Raw genomic sequence first — 22,276 nt, forward strand, 5'->3', positions numbered from 1 at the left:
GAATCCCATGGCCCACCAAACCTTCCTCCTCTTTCCCCCGCATCGCGTCGTTCGCACCCTTGTCGCGCCGATCGCAATCGCCATGGGTGCCGCGGCATTCGCCCCCGCTGCACTTGCCCAGGACTACACCTCCCCTGCCCAGTTGAGCCCGTCGGAAGGCGGCGCCCAAAGGGCTCGCGACGCCGCCGCCCGGACCGCGCACGATGCGGAGAAGGCGGCCCGCAAGGCGGCCGATGCCGCCCAGGCCGCAGCGCAAAAGAGCAAGGTCGCCGCGGGCAAGCTGTCGAAGGCGCTGGCCGAAGGCATCCGCCGCGCCGCGCAGAAGGCGGCCGAAGCGGCCAGGCGGCTGGAAGAAAAGACCGCCGCATCCAGCGGCAAGGCGGTCGAGGAAACCAGGGATGCCGCGCGCGCCGCCCAGGAGGAAAGCACCAAGGCGGCGGCGGCCACCCGGGAGGCGCTCGCCAGGGCGGAGGATTCGGTCCAGCGCGCCGCGCAGTCGGGCAAGGAAGAAGCCGAGAAAGCCGCGCAGGCGACGCGCGAAGCACTCGACAAGGCGGAAGAAGCCACGCGCAACGCAGCCCGCGCCGCAGCGGACCTGTCGCGGCGCACCGCCGAGGCCGTGAAGCGCACCGCCCGTCCTGCAGACGCCGGAAGGAAGTGATCCTGCGGTCCTGGACCTTCGAAGGAGGCCAGGAAATCCGTTCGGCAAAAACCGGAGGCGATCATGCAGAACAGCAAAGCCAGGCCGCTGCCGCGCCCCGTCGTGATCGCGATGCCCGGAAACGATCAGCTCGCCGATGAGCTGGCCACCCTCCTCTGGCTGGAGCGCGGCGCTGCCACGGTGCGGCGCTTTCCCGACGGGGAGTCCTACGTGCGCATCGCGTCGCCGGTCGGCGCACGCACGGTGCTCATCGTCTGCACGCTCGACCGGCCCGACGACAAGCTCGTGCCGCTGCTGCTGCTGGCGAAGGCGCTCCGGGAGGCCGGTGCGCGGTCGGTGGGCCTGATCGCACCGTACCTGCCCTACATGCGGCAGGACCGGTGCTTCCAGCCCGGAGAAACGATCAGCGCCCAACATGTGGGCGCGTGGATCTCGCAATGCATCGACTGGGTCGTGACAGTCGATCCGCACCTGCACCGGATCGCCGACCTGTCCCAGGTCTACAGCGTTCCGTCGCGCGTCGTGCATGCGGCGGGGAGCGTGGCGCAGTGGATTCGGGCGCATGTGCGCGAGCCTCTGCTGATCGGTCCCGACGAGGAAAGCGCCCAATGGGTCGGCGCCGTGGCGAAAGACGCCCACGCACCCTTCGTCGTGTTGAGCAAGGCACGCCGCGGCGATCGCGATGTCGAGGTCTCGGTGCCGGATCTCGAGCGCTGGCGCTCGCACACGCCGGTGCTGGTGGACGACATCGTCTCGACCGCGCGCACCATGATCGAGACGGTCGGCCATCTGCGTCGGGCCGGGCTCGCTGCGCCCGTGTGCGTGGCGATCCACGCGGTGTTCGCGCAGACGGCCTTCGACGACCTGCGCGGCGCCGGCGCAGGCGAGATCGTCAGCTGCGACACCATCCGCCATCCGTCCAACCGGATCCCGCTCGCCGCGGCCATTGCCGCAAGCCTGCGCACGCTGCTGCCCGAAGGCACCGCGCGCGTCGGCCAGCGCGGCCGCATTCCTTGATCTGCCGCAACACCCGCCGCGCCTGCACCGCACAAGATGCTCTCCATCCTGCAAGGAGAAACGCATGTCCTTCCTCTCGAAAAACATCGGTCCCCTCGACCGCACGCTGCGCGTCAGCGGCGGCGTGCTGCTCATCGTGCTCGCCGCCACGGAAATCATCGGCCGCTGGGGCTACATCGGCGTGGTGCCGCTGCTGACCGGCGTGATCGGCACCTGCCCGCTCTATTCGCTCTTCGGCTTCAGCACCTGCGCCCACGCCAGGCGCTGAACATGTTCGTCTTCCGGGTCACGCTCGACTGAGGCCGCGAGGCCCTGATACCGGCGATTGACACAGTGTTTCCGTCTGATGCACAGCATTGGCGATGCGGTCAAGGACGGGTTCTAAATTGACATGGCGCGATTCGTCTTCCGATGGCGGCGACAGGCAAGACCCAAGCGCACAAGGAGATCAAGATGGACACACTCAATGCATCCGGCGGCGGCTACGAACTGCGGTTTCGTCCCTTGTTCGCCAATCACCGCGCCTTCGCCTTCCCGTGCGACGCGATCGGCCATGTCGACATGGACTCGCTCAGCGAGCCCATGTTCAACAACTACCTGTATGCGCGCGCCATGATGGGGCTGGAGCTCTCCTGGCCCGAAGTGCGCGTGAGCCCGTCGCACTGACGGGACTGGAGCAGATGGCCCAAGACGGCGCTGACATTGGCTTCACGGCGCCCGCGTCGCGACGCCGCCTTCTTGCGCCGGCGCGGCCGGCTGCCGGCCCATCAGCGAGCCGAGCAGATCCAGCGGCAGCGGCAGCACGACCGTCGAGGCACGGTCGCCTGCGACCTGGGTCATGGTCTGGAGATAGCGCAGCTGCATGGCCTCGGGCTGCTGGGCCAGCATGCGTGCGGCCTCGAGGAGCGCGGCCGAAGCCTGCTTCTCGCCTTCGGCATGGATCACCTTGGCGCGCCGCTCGCGCTCGGCTTCCGCCTGCCGGGCGATGGCACGGATCATCGTCTCGTTGAGGTCGATGTGCTTGATCTCGACGTTGGTGACCTTGATGCCCCAGGCGTCCGTCTGCGCGTCCAGGATCTGCTGGACATCCAGGTTGAGCTTCTCCCTCTCCGCGAGCATCTCGTCCAGTTCGTGCTTGCCCAGCACGACCCGCAGGGTCGTCTGCGCGAGCTCGCTCGTGGCGCGCAGGTAGTCCTGCACCTGGATGATGGCCCGCTGCGGGTCGACGACACGGAAGAACACCACGGCGTTGACCTTCACCGACACATTGTCGCGCGAGATCACGTCCTGCGGCTGCACGTCCATGGTCACCACGCGCAGGTCCACGCGCACCATCTGCTGGATGCCGGGGATCACCAGTACCAGCCCAGGGCCCTTGACCTTCCAGAAGCGCCCGAGCTGGAACACGACGCCGCGCTGGTATTCGCGCAGCACGCGCAGCGAACTCGCGGCGAGCACCAGCAACAGCGGCAGCAGGACCGCCGCGAGGCCGAAGTTGAAATCGAAGATCATGTTCCTTCTCCTTGGGAATCCGATGCGGGCTCGGCGCGGACCTCCAGCGTGAGGCCATCGATGGAGAGGACGCGCACCGCCTGGCCCGGTGCGAGCGCGTCGCTGCTCGTCACCTTCCATCGCTCGCCATGCACGCGCGCCCAGGTGCCGGCGTCGCCCTGCGCAATCACCACGCCTTCGGCGCCGACCAGTTCTTCCCGGCCGCTCAGCACCGGGCGGCCGCGGGCCCTCACCGCCATGTTGCCCCCCAGCAGCACGAGCACGGCGGAGGTGGCGGCCAGCCCGAAGATGAGCGGCAGCGGCACGCCGAAGCCCGGCACGTCGCGGTCGAAGAGCAGCAGGCCACCGGCAACGAAGGCCACGATGCCGCCCACACCGAGCACGCCGAAGCTGGGCGACATGACCTCGCCAGCAAGCAAGGCCATGCCCAGCAGGATGAGGGCCAGCCCGGCGTAGTTCACGGGCAGGAGCTGCAGCGCGAACAACGCCAGCAGCAGGCAGATCGCGCCGATCGTGCCTGGCACGCCGAAGCCGGGGGACGAGAATTCGAACATCAGGCCGTAGATGCCGATCATCATCAGGATGAGCGCGAAGCTGGGGTTGGCGATGACCGACAGCAGGCGCTGCCGCCAGTCGGGGAGTACCGTCGCCAGGGCGGCGTCCCGCGTTGCCAGGATGACCTCGGCGCCGCGCACGCGCACGCGCCGCCCATCGATCTGCGCCAGCAGATCCGGAATGTCGGCGGCGACCACGTCGACCACCTTCTCGCGCAGCGCCTCGTCGGCAGTGAGGCTGACGGCCTCGCGCACGGCGCGCTCGGCCCACTGCGCATTGCGCCCGCGCTGCTGCGCCAGTCCGCGGATGAAGGCGGAGGCGTCGTGCACCTGTTTGGCGGTCATCGCATCCGCGGGAGCGGACGGCGGCGACGGCTCGCGATCGCGCTTGTCCTTGCCGGTACCTGCCCGGGAATCGGCGGGGTCCCCGGATTCGCGCTTCCTGTCGTCGGCGGGCGGCTTGCTGCCGGCCCCCGGAAACCCGATGGCGACCGGCGTCGCGGCACCCAGGGTCGTTGCCGGCGCCATCGCAGCCACGTGCGCCGCATAGAGCATGTAGGTACCGGCACTGGCCGCCCGCGCGCCCTCGGGGCTGACGTAGATGGCGACCGGCACTGGCGAGGCGAGGATCGCCTGGATGATGTCCCGCATGGACGTGTCGAGCCCGCCCGGCGTGTCGAGCCGGATCACCACCAGCGGCGCGCCGCCTTCCGCTGCTTTCGCCATGCCGCGGATGATGTAGCTGGCACTCGCCGGCCCGATGGCGTCGCGCACTTCGAGCACCAGCACCGGCGCCACAGCCGATGCAGGGCCGGACCATCCGAGCAGCATGGCCACGCCGATCACGAGTGCCCGAGCCACCCGGCAAAGACGGTGGACCGCACGACCGGGCGTGCCTGTCAACATGGTGTCGCTCGCTTTCCTTGCGAACCGCCCGCAGGCGGGGACCGGATCGCACCCGCAGACGAACTGCCGCGATCCGACGCATATGAAGGCCACTGTATGCCGCGCGAAATGGTCCCGCTTGATTTTCGTCAAGCCATAGATGGCCAAGTGGACTCTGCCGGGAAACGAATACCGTTCGCCCCGCAGCCGGTCAACCGAACAGGCCCTGGTACGGACAACGGCACATGCATGCGCGCCTCACGCTCCGCCGAGGTAGACCAGGGCCGCGTTGACAGCGTACGTCGCCGCGAGTGCCACGCTGACCCAGCTCAGCACCCGCAGGGGCCGACCCTGCGGCCGCATCACCAGGCCGATGATCACCAGCCCCGTCATCACCAGGGCAGACACCGCGGTGCCGGCATGCACGGGCGCGGCGTCGGCGAGCAGCGGGCCGCGGACATAGAAGGCGTCGTCCAGCGCCAATATCATGACGTTGAACAGGTTGCTGCCCAGCAGGTTGCCGATGGCCATGTCCAGCGCCCCGACCCGCAGCGCGCCCAGCGTCACGGCCATCTCCGGGAGCGTTGTCACGACGGCCATCAGCACCGTGCCGACGAAGCTCCTCGACAGGCCCATCGCGTTGGCCAGGTCGTCGGCCACTTCGGGCAACCAGGCGCCTGCAGCCAGCACGACCAGCGCCGCAAGCGCGAACCGGCGCCACTCCCGCCGTGTCTGCGCCGCCGACGCCGGCGTGGATGTCGCAGCGCGGGCGGCCATGGCCTCGCACTCATGTCCATGAACGCTCTTGAGCGCGAGCAGGTACAGCGCCAGCAGGATCGGGCTGTAGATTCCGATGTGCAGGACGACCGGCGCGTGCGTGCCGGTGAGCAGGCTCATGGCCACGAAACCCAGCATCACCACGCCGAACCCGGCCGACAGCAGATGCGTGGCGCTGGCCTCGCGGTACATCGGCTGGTCGCGCTGCAAGGCGTCGACGACGACGAGGAACAACAGGTTGACGACACAGGCGCCAAGAGAGTTTCCGATGGCCAGGTTGGGTGCTTCGACAATGGCCACCGCGCTCAGGCCCGAGGCCAGTTCGGGCAGCGAGGTCACGGTGGCGAGCAACGCAAGGCCGACCCAGCCGCGTCCCCACCCGTAAGTGCCGGCAAGGGCGTCGGCGCTGCGGCTGAGAACGTAGCCCGCGCGCGCAATCAGCACCGCGCAGCCAGCGAGCTGGAAAAGCAGCCAGGCCTGCGTCATGGCCGAGCCGCGAAGATTCGCCTGGGCAGTGGGGACTCGGACATCATGGCCTCCTGGTGGTCGTGCAATTTCGACGGCCCCTGTCAGCGGCGCACGATGAGCACCGGCACCCTGCACTGCGCCAGCACCTGCGAGGTGACCGAGCCCAGCAGCAGCGCGCCGAGCGCCGAGTGGCCGTGCGATCCCATCGCGATGAGGTCGAAGCCTTGTTCCACGGCCATGTCCACGATCACCCTGCCGGGCTGCCCGATCCGGTGAACGATGGCCGGCTGCCATGCGTGCCGCGCGGCGAACTCGACGACCTGCTGCAGCGCTGCTGCGGCTTCTTCCCGGTAGAAGGCTTGCGCCTCGGCTTCGTCCATGCCCCCGCGCGCGCGGGGAGGCAGAGGCTGCACCACGGCCAGGAATGTGAGCTCGTGCGGCATGCTGCCGAGCCAGCAGCCCTGCGCGGCCGCGTAGTCGAGCATGTGGCGGGTGTATTCGCTGCCGTCCACCGGCATCAGTATCTTCATGGTCGTTGCTCCTCTCGGCAAATGACGCATGCAGCCGTCAGACGACCACGGCCACAGGGACCGCGCCGCGGGCCGAGCGGCGGCGAATCCATTTCTCCGCCTCCACGGCAAGAAAGACCACCACCGCGCATGCCAGGCACAGCGCCAGTTCGCCGGCCGTCAGCGCCTCGGTGCGGAACACCGGCTGCAGGGCCGGAACGTAGATCACCGCGAGCTGGAGCGCCAAGGTCGACAGGACCGCGCCGGCCAGCGGCAGGTTGCTTCGCAGCCCCTGGGTGAACAGCGAATCGGTCTCCGAGCGGATGGCCAGCACGTGCCCCATCTGCGACAGCGTGAGCACCGTGAACACCATGGTCTGCCAGTGCATGCCCGTCTTCAGGGCCCAGGCCTGGATGCCGAGGCACAGCGCCGCGATCAGCAGGCCGACCCACAGCGTGTGCTGCCACAGCCCGCCCGCGAACACGCTTTCGCCCGGCGCGCGCGGCGGGCGCTGCATGACGCCCCGCTCCGCGGGCTCGGCGGCCAGGGCGAGGCCGGGCAACCCGTCGGTCACCAGGTTCACCCAGAGGATGTGCAGCGGCAGCAGCGGAATCGGCATGCCCATCAGGGGCGCGAGGAACAGGGTCCAGATCTCGCCGGAATTCCCGGTCATCGCGTAGCGGATGAACTTGCGGATGTTGTCGAAGATGCGCCGGCCTTCGCGCACGGCCGCCACGATGCTCGCGAAGTTGTCGTCGAGCAGCACGAGGCTGGCCGCCTCGCGCGCGACGTCGGTGCCGCCCAGCCCCATGGCCACGCCGATGTCCGCCTGCTTGAGCGCGGGCGCGTCGTTGACGCCGTCGCCGGTCATGGCCACGAACTGGCCCTGGGCCTGCAGCGCCTGCACGATCCGGATCTTCTGGGCCGGGTCGACCCGTGCATACACGCGCACGTCGCGGGCCGCACGCTGCAGCGCAGCGTCGTCCATCGCGCCGAGGTCCGCGCCGGTGAGCACCGGCGCGCTGCCTTCGGCAATGCCGAGTTCGCGCGCAATCGCCAATGCCGTGGCCGGATGGTCGCCCGTGATCATCACCGGCGTGATGCCCGCGCTGCGGCAGTCGGCCACGGCCGCCTTGGCTTGCGGCCGCGGCGGATCGGCCAGGCCGACGAGGCCGAGCAGGACCATGCCGGATTCGACGTCCTCTGCGGACCGGCCCACCGGGTTCTGCGCGAAGGCGCGGCGTGCCACCGCGAGCACGCGCAGTCCGCGCGCCGCCATCGCCTGCGCAGCGGACAGGGCTTCGGCGCTGTCCAGCGCGAGATCTTCCTTCCCCGATATCAGGTGCGTGCAGTGCGGCAACACGGTTTCTGGCGCGCCCTTGGTGACGACGACCCAGCCATCCTGCTCGCGATGCAGCGTGCTCATGCGCTTGCGGCCGGCGTCGAAGGGCCACTCGTCCAAACGTGCATGGGCCGCACGCACGGCAGCCGGCTCGAAGCCGGCCGCCTGGGCGGCCTCGACCAGCGCGGTCTCGGTGGGGTCGCCCACCCACTCTCCGCGGGCCCCCAGGCTGGCGTCGGTGCACAGCAGCACCGCACGCCACAGGGGATCCCGCGAACCGCCGGCGAGCAGATCCACCACCTGCACCCGCATGCGGTTCTGCGTCAGGGTGCCGGTCTTGTCGGAGCAGATCACGCTGACGGAGCCGAGCGTCTCCACCGAGGGCAGGCGGCGCACGAGCGCATTCACCTTCACCATGCGGCGCGCGCCCAGCGCAAGCAGCACGGTCACCACGGCCGGCAGCGCCTCGGGAATGGCCGCCACGGCGAGGCTGATGGCGGTCAGCGCCATGAGCAGCACCGGCTCGCCCCGCATCACGCCGATGCCGAAGATCAGCGTGCACAGGCACAGCACCACCAGCGACAAGCGCTTGCCGAACGAGGCCAGGCGCAGCTGCAACGGCGTGCTTCGCGCCTGCGTGTCGCGCAGCAGGCCGGCCACGCGGCCCAGTTCCGTCCGGGGGCCGGTGGCGACCACCAGCCCTTCGGCGCGGCCATGCGTGACCAGCGTGCCCTTGAAGGCCATGTTGAGCCGATCCCCCACCCCGTGGACACCGTCGGGCAGATGCGCCGTGTGTTTTTCCACCGTGACCGATTCCCCGGTCAGCGTCGATTCGTCCACCCGCAACTGCGCCGCATGGTGCAGGCGAAGATCGGCCGGCACGAGATTGCCCGCCTCGAGCAGCACCACGTCGCCCGGCACCAGCGCGCTGGTCTCCAGCACCTGGGAACTGCCCTCGCGCCGCACGGTCGCGTGCGGGCTGGCCAGGCGCTTGAGCGCGTCGAGCGCGCGCTCCGCGCGCCACTCCTGGGCCAGGCCGATGGCGGCGTTGAGCACGACGATGACGGCAATGGCCACAGTGTCCGCCACATCGCCGATGAATCCGGAGAGCAGCGCCGCCGCAATCAGCACCAGCACCATGAAGTCGCGGAACTGGTCGAGCACCCGTTCGAAGAGGCCCCGCGGCGGCGACTGCGGCAGGCTGTTGGGGCCATGGAACGCATGCCGCTTCAGCGCCTCCTCGGCGCTCAGGCCTTCGCGCGGATCCACCTCCAGCCGAGCGGCGAGTGCGGCGGCGGGATGCAGGTGCGCATCGCGGGCCAGCGTGCTGGCATCTTGCGGGTCGTTCATCCGGCCATCGTGCGCGCCGCGCGCGATGCGGACCTTGAGCGAGCGCAAGGCAGCGGCCGGATGCGGTCCCTACAGTCGGGGCAAACCGGAGGCGCCATGCGCAATGTTCGAACGATTGTCTTTTCTTGTCCGGGTGGGCGCTGCCGTGAATGAAGCGCCCGACGAACTGGACAGAACCCTGCACGCCTTCTGGGGACACCTGGGTGGCGGCATGTCGCCCGCCGCCCAGATGCTGGCGTGGTCCGACTGGGCCCTTCACCTCGCAACCCAGCCCGGGCGCACGGCGCGGGTCGCCATCGACGCGGCCGACGTCGGCACACCCGGCCAGGTGCATGAGCCGCGCCTGTCGGGCAAGGAATGGGATGGGTGGCCGTTCAGCCTGTACCGGCAGGTCCACGAGACCATCGCCCACCGGCTGTGCAACTTCATCCACGGCGTGCCCGGCGTGGACCGGCATCATGAGCAGCTGGTGGCCTTCATGGCACGGCAGTGGCTGGAACTGATGTCGCCCGCCAACTGCGCGGTCACCAATCCGCAGGTGCTGCAGCGGATCGCCGAGACCGGCGGCGCCAGCCTGGCGAGCGGCGCAATGCACTGGATCGAGGATGCAGGCCGCGCGGCAGGGGGCCCGCCGCCCGCCGAGGCCGCATCGTTCCGGCCCGGGCACGAAGTCGCGCTCACGCCGGGAAAGGTCATCCTGCGCAACGAGCTGATCGAGCTCATCCAGTACGCCCCGGCGACGCCGACGGTGCATGCCGAACCGGTCCTGGTCGTCGGCGCCTGGATCATGAAGTACTACGTGCTCGACCTCTCGCCGCACAACTCGCTGATCCGCCATCTCGTGGCCCAGGGGCACACGGTCTTCGCCATTTCCTGGAAGAACCCCGGGGCGGCGGATGCGCAGCTCGGCATGGCCGAGTACCTGCGCCTGGGCATCATGGCGAGCCTCGACGCGGTCGAGGCCGTGGTGCCCCAGTGCCGCATCCATGCCGTGGGCTACTGCCTCGGCGGGACCCTGATGGCCATCGCCGCGGCTGCCATGGCGCGGGACCGGGACGACCGCCTGGCCACGCTCACCCTGCTGGCCGCGCAAACGGACTTCACCGAGCCCGGCGAACTGGGCCTCTTCATCGACGAAAGCCAGCTGGCGTTCCTGGAAGACATCATGTCGCGCCAGGGCTACCTGGACGCGCGGCAGATGGCGGCGGCTTTCCAGGCGCTGCGCCCCGGCGAGCTGCTCTGGGCGCCGGTGGTGCGCAACTACCTGCTGGGCGAGCGCGTGCCGATGACCGACCTGATGGCGTGGAACGCGGACGGCACGCGCATGCCCTACCGCATGCATTCGGACTACCTGCGCAGCCTCTTCCTCGAGAATGCGCTGGCCGCGGGCCACTACCTGGTCGACGGACGGCCGGTGTCGCTGAACGACATCGACATTCCCGTGTTCGCGCTCGGCACCCGCACCGACCACGTGGCGCCCTGGCGGTCGGTGTACAAGATCCATCTGCTGTGCGATGCCGAAGTCACCTTCGTGCTCACGGAGGGCGGCCACAACGCCGGCATCCTGAGCGAACCGGGCCATCCGCACCGCAGCCACCGGGTGCTCGAGCGAACGAGGAACGCACCCTACGTGGCGCCGGACGAATTTCTCGGGCGTTCGAAGGAGATGGCTGGCTCCTGGTGGCCCTGCTTCGAACAGTGGCTGGCCGCGCATTCGGGGCCGAGGCGGCGGCCGCCGGCCATGGGTTCGCCGCGGCGCGGCTACCCGCCGCTCGGCGACGCGCCGGGCAGCTACGTTCTCGTGCGCTGAGTTCGCCGGCCGGCGCGCCGCTTTCAGTGCGCCGTCAGGACCGGCACGGTCATCTGCGCAAGGATCTGCCGCGTGACACCGCCGAGAATCAGCTCGCGCAGCCGCGAATGGCCATAACCGCCCATCACGAGCAGGTCGGCGCCCAGTTCGGCGACGCGCGACAGCAGCGCGTCGGCAATATCGATGCCGGTGACATTCCGCTCGAACGTCGCCTGGATGCCGTGCCGCGACAGGAATCGGAGCATGTCCGCGCCAGATGGCTGCCGGTCGTCGTCCTCTTCCTTCGGGCGCCGGAACGAAGCGAGCGTGACGCTGGATGCACGCCGCAGCGCCGGCAGCGCGGCATGGAGGGCAACGGCGGCCTCCCGCGAGCCGTTCCAGGCGACCACGGCGTTGCGCGGGACGCTCTCGAACTGCCCGGCAGAAGGCACGATCAGCACGGGCTGCCCCACCTCCATCAGCACATGCCCCGCAAGGCCATGCAGCGGGATGTCCATCGCGTTCGATGCGTCGTCCTGCCCCAGCACGACGAGGTCGCTCGCGCGGCCATGCTGCACCACGGCATCGATGGTCGCGCCCTCGACCAGGCGCACCTCGTACGAGAGGGAACCCGCCGCCGAAATGCTCTGCCTGAACTCACGGCTGATGGCTTCGGCACGCCGGCGCAGGTAGTCGGCCGATTCCGCAATGAAGTCGGTCATGCCCGTGGCGACGGCATCGGCGGGAATCACGCCGTCGCGCAGCCCCGTCGGCACGAGGCCGACCAGATGGCTTTCGTGCGCCCTGGCCCAGCGGGCCGCCAGCGCGGCGCGCGCCGCACTGCGCTCCGAATGGTCGAGGTGGACGAGAATGGTCTTGAAGCTCATGGCATGGCCCGTTCGGTGATGCGTTGCGCCTCGGGCGCGGAAGAGATGAGGTTGGATGGATCATCGGTTCCCGCGGCACGGCTGCATTGATCCTGATCAAGCCGGCACGCGGCATCTGTCCGGTGCGTGTCCGCCGCCTCGGCGACGCGCCGCATCGCACATCCTCATCGCAGCAAGGAAACCACGCGCCTGGTCTTGCCGCTTCGCCCGCAGCAGCCGCTCTCGCCGGCACGGCACTGAACGCGCACATCGCCCGCGCCCTGCGCCGCCAGGAAGTCCCGGAGCATCCGCCCTGCCTTCTCCAGCGCCGCTTGCGCGTCCGCACCGCTTCGGCCGCTTCGCAGCAGCAGTTCGCCGCAGGCTTGCTGCACCAGCTGGAAATCGAACAGCCCGGCCTCTTCCTCCAGCACGGTGCTCACCGCCAGCGGAACGATCTTCACGGGCGGCGCACCGCGGGCGCCGCGAAAGACGAGCGTGTCGTCGTCGCGGCCCTCGACCTCGATCGCCGGAAGCCGCGAACCGCATGCACAGCGCGACGCCAGCAGCGTGACGCGGTCGCCCAGGTCGTAGCGGATCAGCGGCTGCACGTGGTTGGCCAGATTGGTCAACAGGGTCGTCGAGCCGGGGCGGCCCGGCGGCACGGCCGCGCCATGCGCATCGACAGGCTCGAGAATCGCCCAGTCGCTGTTCAGATGCAGCACGCCGAGGCTGCATTCGAAGGCCAGCGACAGGAACTCCGAAGCGCCGTAGCTGTTGGCAACCGGACACGCGAACGCCGTCCCGACGAACGCGCGCCTGGTGCGGGAAAAGCCTTCGCCGCCGGTCCAGATCTCTTGCAGCGACACCTTCAATCGCCCGCAGCGCCGCTCCTGCGCCAGCAGCACGGCCGCGCTCGGATAGGTGGCGAGCACCGTCGGGCGGAACGCATTCAGCTGCGCGACCAGTGCGTCGATCGGCTGCAGGAAGGAGAAGCTGCGCAGGCGGTCCGACAGGCCGGGCTGGAGCCGGCGCAGCCGCTCCACCGACACCGTGCTCGCGAAATGGCCGCCTGTCGCGCCGACGAAGGCGATGCGCTCGGTCAACCCCCACGGGTCCAGCCACCGCTGGAGCGGCCGAAGCACCGGCCGGCGCACGGCTTCGAGGGCGTCGTACACCGCCATGGCCGCCGCATCCTGCACAAAGAGGCCCGGCTCGCCGGTGCTGCCCGAACTCTCCCAGACCATGTAGCGGCCGAGCCAGGGCTTGGCGATGTTCGCGCGGTCCGCGACAAAGCCGCGCAGGCTGCCCAGGTCGAGCGCCGGATCGGCCACCCAGGACTTGAAGTCGCCCATCAGCGCCTTCTTGTGTGCGATGGGCAGATCCTCCAGGCGGGTGGTCGCCGGATCGCGGCCGGCGAACAGGCGCCGGTACAGGGCCGATCCGGCGGCGGCGGAGAAGAGCGAAGCCAGGCGGCTCGCGCGGCGGCGCCGAAGCGCTTCGTCGGAAGCGCGCGAGGCCAGGGACACGTCCGCCGCGGCCGCGCATGCCTGCCACGGATCAAGGACGGGCAGCATGGGAGTCGTTTCCGGAGGGGGCGAGGCGCAGGGCGGTTTCTTGGAACGGCGAGCTTGCGCGCACCGCACGCACCTTGACGCGCATGCCGTCGCGCAGCGCCGCCGCCGGGTAGACGATCACCTCGGCCCCCTCGGCAATTCCCCCGCGCACCCAGGCCTCGCTGCCGTTGCGTCCACCGAAATCGACCGGCGCAAGCTGCGCCCGTCCCGCCTTCACCACGAACACGGCCATGCCGCCACCGGGCTGCGGAAAGACCGCGCTCACCGGCACCCGCAGGACCGCGGAGCGCGACAGCGTCACGATGCGCACCCCCACCCGGTAGCCGTCGCCCAGCGCCTGCCACGGATCGGGCGGCCCGACCAGGTCGATCAGGACGTTCACGCGCTGCTCCTCGATGCCCAGCGCCGACACCTTGGTGAACGCGGCCGGCTCGACGCGGCGCACACGGCCCTCCAGCACGCCCTCGCCGCCCCAGCGCTCGATGCGCACCGGCGCGCCGGGCAGTGCCTGCAGCGCATCGGTGGTCAGCAGCTCGGCCACGATCTCCAGCCGCGTGGTGTCGCCGATGTCGATCAGCGGCGCGCCGAGCATCACCGTCGCCTCGCTGGTCTGCGCCACGCGCAGGACGCGGCCGCTCACCGGGGAGCGCAGCGCAAAGCTGCCCTCGCCGGTGCCGGGTGTGCGGATCGCGACCAGGGCGGCGCGCGCGGTGTCGCGCTCGTGCCCCGCGACCTGGCGCGACTGCGCGGCCGCTTCGAGTTCCATCCGGGCGGCCTCGAGCGCCAGCCGGTCGGTGTCGACCTTGGCCGGCGAGATGAAGTGCTGCTGCGCCAGCTGCTCGTTGCGCCGCAGTTCGATGCGCGCCTGCTCCACGGCGACGCGCGCGCGCTGCACGCCGGCGTCGGCCCTGCGCACCGCCGCCTCGGCGGCTTCGGCGCGGGCGGACTGCTCGCGCCGCGTGCGCTCGTCGAGCATGGGCGAAAGCGCCGGCGTGATGGTGGCAACCACCGCACCGGCTTCCACCGCGTCTCCCTCGCGCAGCGCGATGCGGGCCAGCCGGCCGCTCAGCGGCGCGCTCAGGGCATAGCGGTCGCGCAGGCGCGTCCGGCCATCTTCGAGCACGGCCTGTTCGTACGGCCCCACGCTGGCGCGCGCCACCTCCACGGCCAGCGGCCTGGGCGCGAAGGCCCACAGCAGCGCGGCCGAGAGGGCCGCGCCTGCCGAGATCGATATCCACAAGGTTTTTTTCGAGGTCACAGGGTTCACTCTCTCGTTTTCAGGGCCGAGACCATGTCGATGCGATCGATGCGGCGGCGCACGATCAGCGCGCTGGCCGCGGCGGCCAGCACCACGGCCAGCCCGGCCAGGGCGTAGGTCCGCGCACGGATCACCACGGGAAACAGGAACTGGTCGGACTTCAGCAGCATGGCAATCAGGTGGACCAGCGCATCGCCCGCCAGCATGCCCAGCGGCAGGGAGATGGCGATGCCGATCGCCATCTCGCCCAGCAGCAGGCCCGATACTTCCGCGCGCGTGAAGCCGAGCACGCGCAGGCTGGCCAGCTCCCAGGCGCGCTCGGCCAGCGCGATGCGCGCGTTGTTGTAGACCACGCCCACGGCAATCACCGCGGCAAACAGCGTGAGCACCGTGCTCATGATGAGGATGTTGCGCGCCGTCACCTCCTGCATGTTGCGCAGCATCGCCGCCTTGCTGAACGCCCCGGCCGCGCGCGGCAGCGCCTGGACCGCCTGCAGCAGCCGCGCCTCGCTGCCCTGCTCCAGCGCCAGCAGGAAGCCGGTGGCGATGTCGCCCTCGCCCAGCGCGCGGTTCAGCGCCGCGCGGTTCATGTAGGCGTTCAGTCCCATCATCTCGCGCACCGTGCCGTCCACCCGCGCCTCGAAGGCGCGCCGGCGGCCCTCGTGCACCTCGACGCGCACCACGTCGCCCACGCGCAGGCCCAGCTTCTCGGCCAGCCGGTCGGTCAGCAGCAGGCCGTCGCCGTGCGGCATCGACTGCCGGCCGTCCACATCCACGATGCGCAGCAGTTCGCTGCGCACTGCGCCGCCCCGGATCTGCAGGCGCTTGCGCAGATGGCCGTTGACCAGCGTCACCTGCACGTCGCGCAGCGACTCGTGCGCGAGCACGCCGGGCAGGCGCGCCAGCTGCAGCGCCACGGCGTTGTCCGCCGGCTCCACCAGCCAGACCGAGACGTTGCTGCGCATCGACAAGGTGAATGTGCTGTCGACGATCACGTCGATGGCGTCGCGGAAGAAGTTGCCCATCACCACGATCGCCACCGCCGCCGCGACACCGCCGATCGACAGGCCCGTGCGCACCGGGCGGCGCTCCATGTTGCGCAGGATCATGCGCACCGCCGGACTGAGGCGCGCGATGCCCAGGCGCTCGGCCAGCGTGCGGCGGTAGCGGCCCGGCGCCGGCGGCCGCATGGCCTCGGCCGGCGTCAGCCGAACGGTTGCCGCAATGGCCGAGAGCGTTCCCAGCAGCGCCGTTGCCAGCGTCACGCCGGCCGCCAGCAGCACCAGCCGCGGATCCATGCGGTGCTCGAATTCCGCAAAGTGGAAGACCTCCGCATAGAGGCCGACCAGGCGAGCGCCCAGCCAGTCGCCCAACGCCACACCCAGAACGAGGCCCAGCGCGACGATCACGAGCACCAGGCTCAGGAAGTGGGCGGCGATGGTGCGGTTCGCATAGCCCAGTGCCTTGAGCGCGGCGATCTGCTCGCGCTGCGTGGCGATCAGCCGCGCCACCACCACGTTCAGCAGGAACGCCGCCACGCCGAGAAAGATGGACGGCAGCATGATGCCGAGCACCCGCTGCTCCTTGATCTCGTTGTCGAGCATCGCGTGCGATACCTGCTCCTCGCGCGTACGTGGCGCGGCGCCGCCGAAGCGCGCCAGCGGCCGGGCCAGCGCATCGGCCACCTCGGCGTCGGAGACGCGCCGCACCGCGGCCGGGGCGAGCCGCACCGCGAGCGTGTTGAACGCGCCTTCCATGTCGTAGGCGCCGGCCAGCACCTCCTGGTCGACCCAGATGATGCCGAAGCCGCGCTGGTCCGGCATGCCCCACAGCCCCGCGAACACGAACTCCGGCGACACGGCGGTGCCGACGATGCGCAACTGCCGCTGCCGGCCGTTGAGCAGCGCGCCGAAGGTGTCGCCGGGCTTCAGGCCGCGCGCCTGCGCAAAGCCCAGCGACACCAGCGCATCGATGGCCTCGAGCCCGCCGCCGCGGGGAGCGGCGCCGTCGAACAGCCCGCGCCCGGCCACGATGCTCACCTGGTTCAGGCGCGGCGGCACGGCGCGGTCGATGCCGATCAGCTGTCCGAGCACCGGGTCGGTGCTCGCGGGCAGATGGATGCGCACGATCTGCTCGATGGTCGGCTGGACCTCGGCCACGCCCGCCACTTCGCGCAGCTGGCCGACCAGCGCAAGCGGCGCGCGCTTGACCGTGATGAAGATGTCCGCAAAGCGCCCCTGCGCATAGAAGACGTCGCGGGCGGTGGCCAGCGAGTCGATGGCCGACAGGCTCGTGAGAAAGCCGCCGGCGCCGCTGGCCACCACCAGCGCGATGGTGAGCACCTGGCTCCACATCGTGCGCAGGTCGCGCAGCAGCTTGCGGTCGAGTGCTCTCACGGCCGTGCTACCAGGACAGTTCCGCGGGCGCGAGCCGATGCGCATTGCGCTCGATCTTCTGCATCCGGCCATCGCCGAGCGAGATCACGCGGTCGGCCATGCCTGCGATCGAGGCGTTGTGCGTGATCACCAGCGTGGTGGTGCCGAGCTCGCGGTTGACGCGGGCAATCACGTCGAGCACCAGCTTGCCCGTCGCATAGTCCAGCGCGCCCGTGGGTTCGTCGCACAGGAGCACCCGGGGCCGCTTGACGATGGCCCTGGCGATCGCCACGCGCTGCTGCTCGCCGCCCGAGAGCTGGGACGGAAAATGGTCGCGCCGCGCCGACAGGCCCACGCGGTCCAGCGCGTCGTCGATCGGCATCGGATCGGTCGCGATGTCCGTCACCAGGGCCACGTTCTCGTGGGCCGTGAGGCTGGGAATCAGGTTGTAGAACTGGAACACGAAGCCCACGTGCTCGCGCCGGTAGCGCGTGAGTGCCCTGTCGCCGGCGGCGACCAGGTCCTGCTCGTAGTAGTGCAGGCTGCCGGTGCTGGCCACCTCGAGGCCGCCCAGGATATTGAGCAGCGTCGACTTGCCGCTGCCGGAAGGTCCGAGCAGCACCACGAACTCGCCGGCCATGACGTCCAGGTCGACATCGCGCAGCGCCACGACGTCGACGTCGCCCGCGCGATAGGTCTTTCCGAGGCCGCGGGCCCGGAAGACGGGAAGCAGTGGATCCAAGGTCATCCGCCGATCCTGCGGTGCGACGGCGCCGCGCGCCCTGATCTTCATCAACTCCGGGCGGCTCGCGCGGGTGTGCAGGGGCCCGGAACCGGGGGGCGTTCGGCGCCACGGTGAACGGCGGGTGAATGCACCGTGTCATTCGTTCCTGCCGTGGCGGGGAGTTGATGCCCGTCAAGGATGGCGGCGGCACGGGCTATAGGCTGCGATCGTCATGCAAACGACCCAGAGCTCCTTGCACCGTCCCGGCCTGCACGCCGGCGGCGAATTCCTGGCCGGCGATCTTTCGGCCGTGCACGAGCTCGCCTGCCGGCTGAAGGCCGCATCGCTCGCGGGCCGCACGGGCGACCGGCCGCTGGCCGGCAAGAACATCGCCCTGCTGCGCCAGCGGCCGCCCGACGCGGAAATGTCGGTGCTTCATCGCGCCGCACTGGACCTGGGCGCGCGCGTGGCCCATGTGCGGCTCGGTCCCCCGGTCGATCCGGGCGGCACCGAGTTCCGCCACCTTTCGCAGATGCTGGGCCGGCTCTACGACGCCATCGATTGCGCCTCCCTCACGCCCGCCGAAGTGCGGCAGATCGAGCAGCATGCGGGCGTGCCCGTCTATGACGATCTCGAAGGCATCGACCATCCCGCCTCGGTACTGGCGGACCTGATGACACTGCGCGAACAGGGCTGCGCGACCGATGTGCGGGCGCGGATCGCCTGCCTCGGCGAGCATGCCGCCGAGCGCTCGGAGAACCATCGCTTCGTGCTGCAGGCCATGCTGCTTGCCACGATGACTGGCAGCTGAGCCGGCGCCCTGCGGGTATTCCTTCGCCGGTCCCTTGCGCCACGTCAAGCCCGCGCAGCGGCGCGGGCTCCACACTGGCCTCGCGATGAAGACCCTGACGACCCTTGAACCCACCGAGCACATCACACTGGTGCTGCACGACGCCTACCGGTTTGCCGTCGATTTCGGAACGCCCGGCGCCGCCGCGCTCCTGACCGACGTGAAGCCGCCGCTGGGAACGGGGGCCGGGCCGGACTCGGAGCAGTTGCTGGTGGCCGCGGTGGCCAACTGCCTGTCGTCCAGCCTGCTGTTCTCGCTGCGCAAGTTCAGGAACGAGGCGGTCCCCATGCGAACGACGGCCGATGCCACGCTGTCGCGCAATGCCCAGGGCCGGCTGCGCGTGGCGGGCATCGAGGTCGCCATCCGGCTTGGCGTTGCGGCATCGACGCTCAGGCAGCTCGACCGGGCCCTGGCCCAGTTCGAGGACTTCTGCGTCGTGACGCAAAGCGTGCGCGCCGCCATTCCGGTCGAGGTGCGCGTCTTCGACCACAGCGGTGCGTTGCTGACAACCTGAAAAGCGGGCCCTGGTCCCCGCGGGAGGTGCCTCATGACCCACGACAGCCTGACCATCATTCGCCACGAGCACCGTGCCCTGTCGGCCATGCTGCGCTCGATCACGCTGCTGCTGCGCGAACACCGGCGGCACGGCACCCTGCCCGACTTCGATGCGCTGCAGGCCATGCTGTTCTACGTCGACGAGTTCCCGGAGAAGCTGCACCATCCGAAGGAGAGCCTGCTGCTGTTTCCGAAGCTGCGCGGCCGCAGCGCGCAGACCGATGCGGTACTCGACCGGCTCGAGCGCGAGCATGCGCACGGCGAGTGCGCCATCCGCGAGCTCGAGCATGCGCTGCTGGGGTTCCGCACGATGAGCGGCACCGCCCAGTGCGAGATGCGGCGCGACAAGTTCGAGCAGCTGATGCGGCACTACGCCGACTTCTACCTGGCCCACATGCAGGTCGAGGAAACGCAGATCCTGCCGCTCGCCGAATCGGTGCTGAGCGACGGCGAATGGGCCGAACTCGACGCCGCCTTCCGCATGAACCGCGATCCGCTCGCGGGCCACGAGGCCGACGAAACGTACAAGCCGCTGTTCCGCACGATTGTCGCCGCGCTCCACGCTTGCGGCAACGTCGGCTCGGTGCTCGAGGCATTCGCGGGCACCGCGCTGCCGGTGTACGCGGGCGATGCCCCCGCCCCGCAGCGGCCGCGGCCTTGATGCCCGTCAAGGCGCACGGCGCCGCCCCGCCCAACAATTCCTGCCTTCACCTCCGCAGGAACCCGCATGCAGCAAGAACCTGACGCCCTCATCGTCGGCGCCGGCCCGGCCGGGCTGGCGCTGGCCATTGCCCTCGCCGATGCCGGCTTCACCGCCACCGTGCTCGACGCGCAGCCGCGCGAAGCGTTGGCCGCTCCGCCCGAGGACGGACGCGACATCGCGCTGACGCACGCCAGCGTCGCCACCTTGCGCGCCCTGGGGCTGTGGCAGCGCCTGCTGCCCGAGGAGATCGGCTGCATCCGCGAAGCGCGCGTCATCGATGGCGACCGGCAGGACGCGGCACTGAGTTTTTCCCCGCGCGGCCCCGGCACCGAGGTCCTCGGCTGGATCGTGCCCAACCATGCGCTGCGCCGCGTCAGCTTTGCAGCCGCGGCCGAGCGCCCGGCACTGCGCCTGATCGACCGCGCGCACGTGCTGCGCGTCGCCACCGAGCCCGGCCACGTACAGCTGGACTTCGAGACCGCGCCGGGCCTGCCGCAGCAGCTGCGGGGCCACCTGTTCGTCGCGGCCGACAGCCGCTTCTCCTGGTCGCGCAAGCAGCTGGGCATCGCGGCCGACATGCACGACTTCGGCCGCACCATGATCGTCTGCAGGATGCAGCACGAACTGCCGCACCACGACGTGGCCTACGAGTGCTTCGGCTACGAGCGCACGCTCGCCGTGCTGCCTGCGGTCGGCCATGTCTCGTCGGTCGTGGTGACCGCCGACGCCGCGGCCGCCGAACGGCTGATGCAACTGTCCGAAGGCGAATTCGCGATGCTCGTCGAGCGCCAGTTCCGCAGCCGGCTGGGCCGGATGCAGCTGCTGGGCCAGCGCTTTCCCTATCCGCTCGTTGCCGCGTATGCCCGGCGCTTCGTGGGCCAGCGCAGCGCGCTCGTCGGCGACGCGGCCGTCGGCATGCATCCGGTCACGGCGCACGGCTACAACCTCGGCCTGCAGAGCGTCGCGTCCCTGGTCCACGCACTTTGCGCAGCCCGCGCGGCCCACCGGGACATCGGCGACGCCGCGGTGCTCGCGGGCTACGAGCGCGCGCACCGCCGGGATGCGGCGCCGGTCTATCACGGCACCAACGCCGTGGCGAAACTCTATGCCAGTACCGGTGCACCGCAGCGGCTCGCGCGGCAGCTGATCCTGCGCGGTGCGCAGCATCTACCGCCGCTGAAGGCGGCGATCACCGCGCGCCTCACGGGACGCGGCGGGCTGCGATTGCCCGGCGCCGCGGCCTAGGCGCGCTGCACCGCCTGCGAGCCCCGCGGCCGCGCAGCGACGCTCCCGCGGCCGGCCCGCCGCATGCGCAGATGGCGCGCCAGCGGCGCATCCATCGTCCGGCCATGCGCCTCATGCCAGGCCCTCAACTGGCACGCCATCTCCCGCAGCTGCGCAAGCCGCCCCTCGGCTGCATGCACCGCACCTTCGCGCATCACCTCCAGCACCACGCGGTGCTGCGCCGCGTGATCCCGGCGCGCAGCAAAGCCGGACGCCCGCATCCAGATGTCCTCGCATGCGAAGAGCTCGGCGGCGTACGCGAGCAGATCGCGCCAGGCTTCCGGCAACGCGGCGTTGCCGGCGGCCTCCACCTGTGCCAGCAGGCGGGCGAAGCGCCCCCGGGCCTGGTCCATGAAAGGCAGGCCGAGCGAAGTGGCATCGGATCGGTCCAGGACAGCCATGCGGTCTCCTCTGAGGATGGAACTGGCGGCAAGGTTATCGATGGCCGGCGGGTGGGCCCTTGATGCCGCTCAACGATCGCACCGCCTGCGCGCCGGGCCGGTGGTTCCACAGCAGGACCAGGTTCACCATCACGGCCGAAACGATCGAGTAGCCGACACGGCTCGGCTCCACGAGGGCGAAGGCCGAGGCCACGATCGCGGCATCGCAGGCCATCTGCACGGCGCCCGTGCGCCAGCCGTAGCGGCGCTGCAGGAACAGCGCCAGCACGCCGAATCCACCGAGGCTCGCGCCATGGCGGAACAGGATGAGCAGGCCGACGCCGATCAGCAGGCCGCCGGCGACCGCCGCGGCCAGCGGGTGTGCCGAGTGCACGCTGAGCACCCGTCCTATTCCCTCGACGCTCAGCGACAGGCCGGCAACGACGAGCATCGTCTTCCACGTGAAGCGCAAGCCGAATGCATGCCAGCCGAAGGCAATGAAGGGCAGGTTCACGATCAGCAGGGTCCACCCCAGGGGCCAGCCCGTCGCATAGTTCAGCACGAAGGCCAGGCCGGGAAGACCGCCCGTCAGCAGATGGGCGCTGCGAAGCACCGCCAGCCCCAGCCCGACCAGCAGCACGGCCGTCGCGAAGCCCTGTGCGTCGTCCAACACAGGGTATGGCCGTGCGGGCCGGGCTCGCGGGTCTTGATCCATGGCCCAGTGTGTCTGTGCGCAAGCGGTGCCGCTTGATGTGGATCAAGCCGCCCGGAAAGCCCTCTTCCTAAGCTCCGGTAGCCCTTCAGGAGACCCACCGTGCAGCAGCGCGCCACCGCATCCAGCCC

General features: G+C 70.3%; 21 protein-coding genes. 9 read left to right on the forward strand and 12 right to left on the reverse strand.

Annotation, left to right across the window (positions count from 1 at the left end; translation table 11 throughout):
• Positions 1-7 precede the first annotated feature (7 nt).
• The 4 genes from RZE77_RS30705 to RZE77_RS30720 all read left to right on the forward strand — a co-directional run bounded on the left by RZE77_RS30705 (position 8) and on the right by RZE77_RS30720 (position 2,344).
• Positions 8-661 carry a hypothetical protein gene (locus RZE77_RS30705; protein WP_319442462.1) on the forward strand — a complete coding sequence of 218 codons (654 nt, stop codon included), beginning with the start codon at positions 8-10 and terminating at the stop codon, positions 659-661.
• Positions 662-724: 63 nt separating this feature from the next.
• The gene (locus tag RZE77_RS30710) at positions 725-1,678 is read left to right on the forward strand and encodes a ribose-phosphate pyrophosphokinase (protein ID WP_319442463.1); all 954 of its coding nucleotides are present in this window, start codon (positions 725-727) and stop codon (positions 1,676-1,678) included.
• Between the two features lie 64 nt (positions 1,679-1,742).
• Positions 1,743-1,946 carry a YgaP family membrane protein gene (locus RZE77_RS30715; RefSeq protein WP_319442464.1) on the forward strand — a complete coding sequence of 68 codons (204 nt, stop codon included), beginning with the start codon at positions 1,743-1,745 and terminating at the stop codon, positions 1,944-1,946.
• A gap of 185 nt (positions 1,947-2,131) precedes the next feature.
• On the forward strand, positions 2,132-2,344 hold the full coding sequence (locus RZE77_RS30720) for a hypothetical protein (protein ID WP_319442465.1): 213 nt from the start codon (positions 2,132-2,134) through the stop codon (positions 2,342-2,344).
• A 42-nt stretch (positions 2,345-2,386) separates the two neighbouring features.
• On the opposite strand, the gene RZE77_RS30725 is transcribed toward RZE77_RS30720, so the two are convergent.
• From RZE77_RS30725 to RZE77_RS30745, 5 genes are all read right to left on the reverse strand, one after another.
• Entirely contained in the window at positions 2,387-3,190 is an 804-nt protein-coding gene (locus RZE77_RS30725; protein WP_319442466.1) for a slipin family protein, read from the reverse strand.
• Positions 3,187-4,650, reverse strand: a complete 1,464-nt coding sequence (locus tag RZE77_RS30730) for an NfeD family protein (protein WP_319442467.1) — start codon at positions 4,648-4,650, stop codon at positions 3,187-3,189. The genes RZE77_RS30725 and RZE77_RS30730 overlap by 4 nt, the downstream gene beginning before the upstream one ends.
• Before the next feature lie 237 nt (positions 4,651-4,887).
• Positions 4,888-5,892 carry a sodium:calcium antiporter gene (locus tag RZE77_RS30735; RefSeq protein ID WP_319442468.1) on the reverse strand — a complete coding sequence of 335 codons (1,005 nt, stop codon included), beginning with the start codon at positions 5,890-5,892 and terminating at the stop codon, positions 4,888-4,890.
• 83 nt (positions 5,893-5,975) lie between these two features.
• Positions 5,976-6,404 (reverse strand): universal stress protein, encoded by a 429-nt coding sequence (locus tag RZE77_RS30740; RefSeq protein WP_319442469.1) that lies wholly within the window; start codon positions 6,402-6,404, stop codon positions 5,976-5,978.
• 37 nt (positions 6,405-6,441) lie between these two features.
• Entirely contained in the window at positions 6,442-9,075 is a 2,634-nt protein-coding gene (locus RZE77_RS30745) for a cation-translocating P-type ATPase (protein ID WP_319442470.1), read from the reverse strand.
• Positions 9,076-9,220: 145 nt separating this feature from the next.
• On the opposite strand from RZE77_RS30745, the gene RZE77_RS30750 reads away from it, so the two are divergent.
• On the forward strand, positions 9,221-10,885 hold the full coding sequence (locus tag RZE77_RS30750) for a PHA/PHB synthase family protein (protein ID WP_319442471.1): 1,665 nt from the start codon (positions 9,221-9,223) through the stop codon (positions 10,883-10,885).
• Between the two features lie 23 nt (positions 10,886-10,908).
• On the opposite strand, the gene RZE77_RS30755 is transcribed toward RZE77_RS30750, so the two are convergent.
• From RZE77_RS30755 to RZE77_RS30775, 5 genes are all read right to left on the reverse strand, one after another.
• On the reverse strand, positions 10,909-11,751 hold the full coding sequence (locus RZE77_RS30755) for a universal stress protein (protein ID WP_319442472.1): 843 nt from the start codon (positions 11,749-11,751) through the stop codon (positions 10,909-10,911).
• Between the two features lie 164 nt (positions 11,752-11,915).
• Positions 11,916-13,304: a phenylacetate--CoA ligase family protein gene (locus RZE77_RS30760; protein ID WP_319442473.1), complete on the reverse strand. Its 1,389-nt coding sequence runs from the start codon at positions 13,302-13,304 to the stop codon at positions 11,916-11,918.
• A complete protein-coding gene (locus RZE77_RS30765; RefSeq protein WP_319442474.1) occupies positions 13,288-14,562 on the reverse strand; it encodes an efflux RND transporter periplasmic adaptor subunit in 1,275 nt (424 codons plus the stop codon). Before RZE77_RS30765 ends, RZE77_RS30760 begins: the two co-directional genes overlap by 17 nt.
• A gap of 5 nt (positions 14,563-14,567) precedes the next feature.
• A complete protein-coding gene (locus RZE77_RS30770; RefSeq protein WP_319442475.1) occupies positions 14,568-16,958 on the reverse strand; it encodes an ABC transporter permease in 2,391 nt (796 codons plus the stop codon).
• A gap of 7 nt (positions 16,959-16,965) precedes the next feature.
• Positions 16,966-17,685 carry an ABC transporter ATP-binding protein gene (locus tag RZE77_RS30775; protein ID WP_319442476.1) on the reverse strand — a complete coding sequence of 240 codons (720 nt, stop codon included), beginning with the start codon at positions 17,683-17,685 and terminating at the stop codon, positions 16,966-16,968.
• 208 nt (positions 17,686-17,893) lie between these two features.
• Between RZE77_RS30775 and RZE77_RS30780 the strand changes: the two genes are divergently transcribed.
• The 4 genes from RZE77_RS30780 to ubiM all read left to right on the forward strand — a co-directional run bounded on the left by RZE77_RS30780 (position 17,894) and on the right by ubiM (position 21,014).
• Positions 17,894-18,472, forward strand: a complete 579-nt coding sequence (locus tag RZE77_RS30780; RefSeq protein WP_319442477.1) for a Rossmann-fold NAD(P)-binding domain-containing protein — start codon at positions 17,894-17,896, stop codon at positions 18,470-18,472.
• Between the two features lie 85 nt (positions 18,473-18,557).
• Positions 18,558-19,025, forward strand: coding sequence for an OsmC family protein (locus RZE77_RS30785; RefSeq protein WP_319442478.1), 468 nt, complete (start codon positions 18,558-18,560; stop codon positions 19,023-19,025).
• A gap of 33 nt (positions 19,026-19,058) precedes the next feature.
• Complete coding sequence (locus RZE77_RS30790; protein ID WP_319442479.1) at positions 19,059-19,727, forward strand: hemerythrin domain-containing protein; 669 nt, start codon at positions 19,059-19,061, stop codon at positions 19,725-19,727.
• Between the two features lie 66 nt (positions 19,728-19,793).
• On the forward strand, positions 19,794-21,014 hold the full coding sequence (gene ubiM / locus RZE77_RS30795; RefSeq protein WP_319442480.1) for a 5-demethoxyubiquinol-8 5-hydroxylase UbiM: 1,221 nt from the start codon (positions 19,794-19,796) through the stop codon (positions 21,012-21,014).
• Here the strand turns inward: ubiM and RZE77_RS30800 are convergent.
• Together RZE77_RS30800 and RZE77_RS30805 are read right to left on the reverse strand one after the other, a co-directional pair.
• Entirely contained in the window at positions 21,011-21,454 is a 444-nt protein-coding gene (locus RZE77_RS30800) for a bacteriohemerythrin (RefSeq protein ID WP_319442481.1), read from the reverse strand. The two genes, ubiM and RZE77_RS30800, sit on opposite strands and share 4 nt — an antisense overlap.
• A 34-nt stretch (positions 21,455-21,488) precedes the next feature.
• Positions 21,489-22,106, reverse strand: a complete 618-nt coding sequence (locus tag RZE77_RS30805) for a YitT family protein (RefSeq protein WP_319442482.1) — start codon at positions 22,104-22,106, stop codon at positions 21,489-21,491.
• Between the last annotated feature and the right edge of the window lie 170 nt (positions 22,107-22,276).

The organism is Variovorax sp. SPNA7, assembly GCF_033807855.1.
In the GTDB taxonomy this organism is placed as follows: domain Bacteria; phylum Pseudomonadota; class Gammaproteobacteria; order Burkholderiales; family Burkholderiaceae_C; genus Variovorax; species Variovorax beijingensis.

Coding starts and splice junctions, on each gene's coding strand:
- RZE77_RS30705 (WP_319442462.1), top strand. CDS start 8: ATGGCCCACCAAACCTTCCTCCTCTTTCCCCCGCATCGCGTCGTTCGC.
- RZE77_RS30710 (WP_319442463.1), top strand. CDS start 725: ATGCAGAACAGCAAAGCCAGGCCGCTGCCGCGCCCCGTCGTGATCGCG.
- RZE77_RS30715 (WP_319442464.1), top strand. CDS start 1,743: ATGTCCTTCCTCTCGAAAAACATCGGTCCCCTCGACCGCACGCTGCGC.
- RZE77_RS30720 (WP_319442465.1), top strand. CDS start 2,132: ATGGACACACTCAATGCATCCGGCGGCGGCTACGAACTGCGGTTTCGT.
- RZE77_RS30725 (WP_319442466.1), bottom strand. CDS start 3,190: ATGATCTTCGATTTCAACTTCGGCCTCGCGGCGGTCCTGCTGCCGCTG.
- RZE77_RS30730 (WP_319442467.1), bottom strand. CDS start 4,650: ATGTTGACAGGCACGCCCGGTCGTGCGGTCCACCGTCTTTGCCGGGTG.
- RZE77_RS30735 (WP_319442468.1), bottom strand. CDS start 5,892: ATGACGCAGGCCTGGCTGCTTTTCCAGCTCGCTGGCTGCGCGGTGCTG.
- RZE77_RS30740 (WP_319442469.1), bottom strand. CDS start 6,404: ATGAAGATACTGATGCCGGTGGACGGCAGCGAATACACCCGCCACATG.
- RZE77_RS30745 (WP_319442470.1), bottom strand. CDS start 9,075: ATGAACGACCCGCAAGATGCCAGCACGCTGGCCCGCGATGCGCACCTG.
- RZE77_RS30755 (WP_319442472.1), bottom strand. CDS start 11,751: ATGAGCTTCAAGACCATTCTCGTCCACCTCGACCATTCGGAGCGCAGT.
- RZE77_RS30760 (WP_319442473.1), bottom strand. CDS start 13,304: ATGCTGCCCGTCCTTGATCCGTGGCAGGCATGCGCGGCCGCGGCGGAC.
- RZE77_RS30775 (WP_319442476.1), bottom strand. CDS start 17,685: ATGACCTTGGATCCACTGCTTCCCGTCTTCCGGGCCCGCGGCCTCGGA.
- RZE77_RS30780 (WP_319442477.1), top strand. CDS start 17,894: ATGCAAACGACCCAGAGCTCCTTGCACCGTCCCGGCCTGCACGCCGGC.
- RZE77_RS30785 (WP_319442478.1), top strand. CDS start 18,558: ATGAAGACCCTGACGACCCTTGAACCCACCGAGCACATCACACTGGTG.
- RZE77_RS30790 (WP_319442479.1), top strand. CDS start 19,059: ATGACCCACGACAGCCTGACCATCATTCGCCACGAGCACCGTGCCCTG.
- ubiM (WP_319442480.1), top strand. CDS start 19,794: ATGCAGCAAGAACCTGACGCCCTCATCGTCGGCGCCGGCCCGGCCGGG.
- RZE77_RS30800 (WP_319442481.1), bottom strand. CDS start 21,454: ATGGCTGTCCTGGACCGATCCGATGCCACTTCGCTCGGCCTGCCTTTC.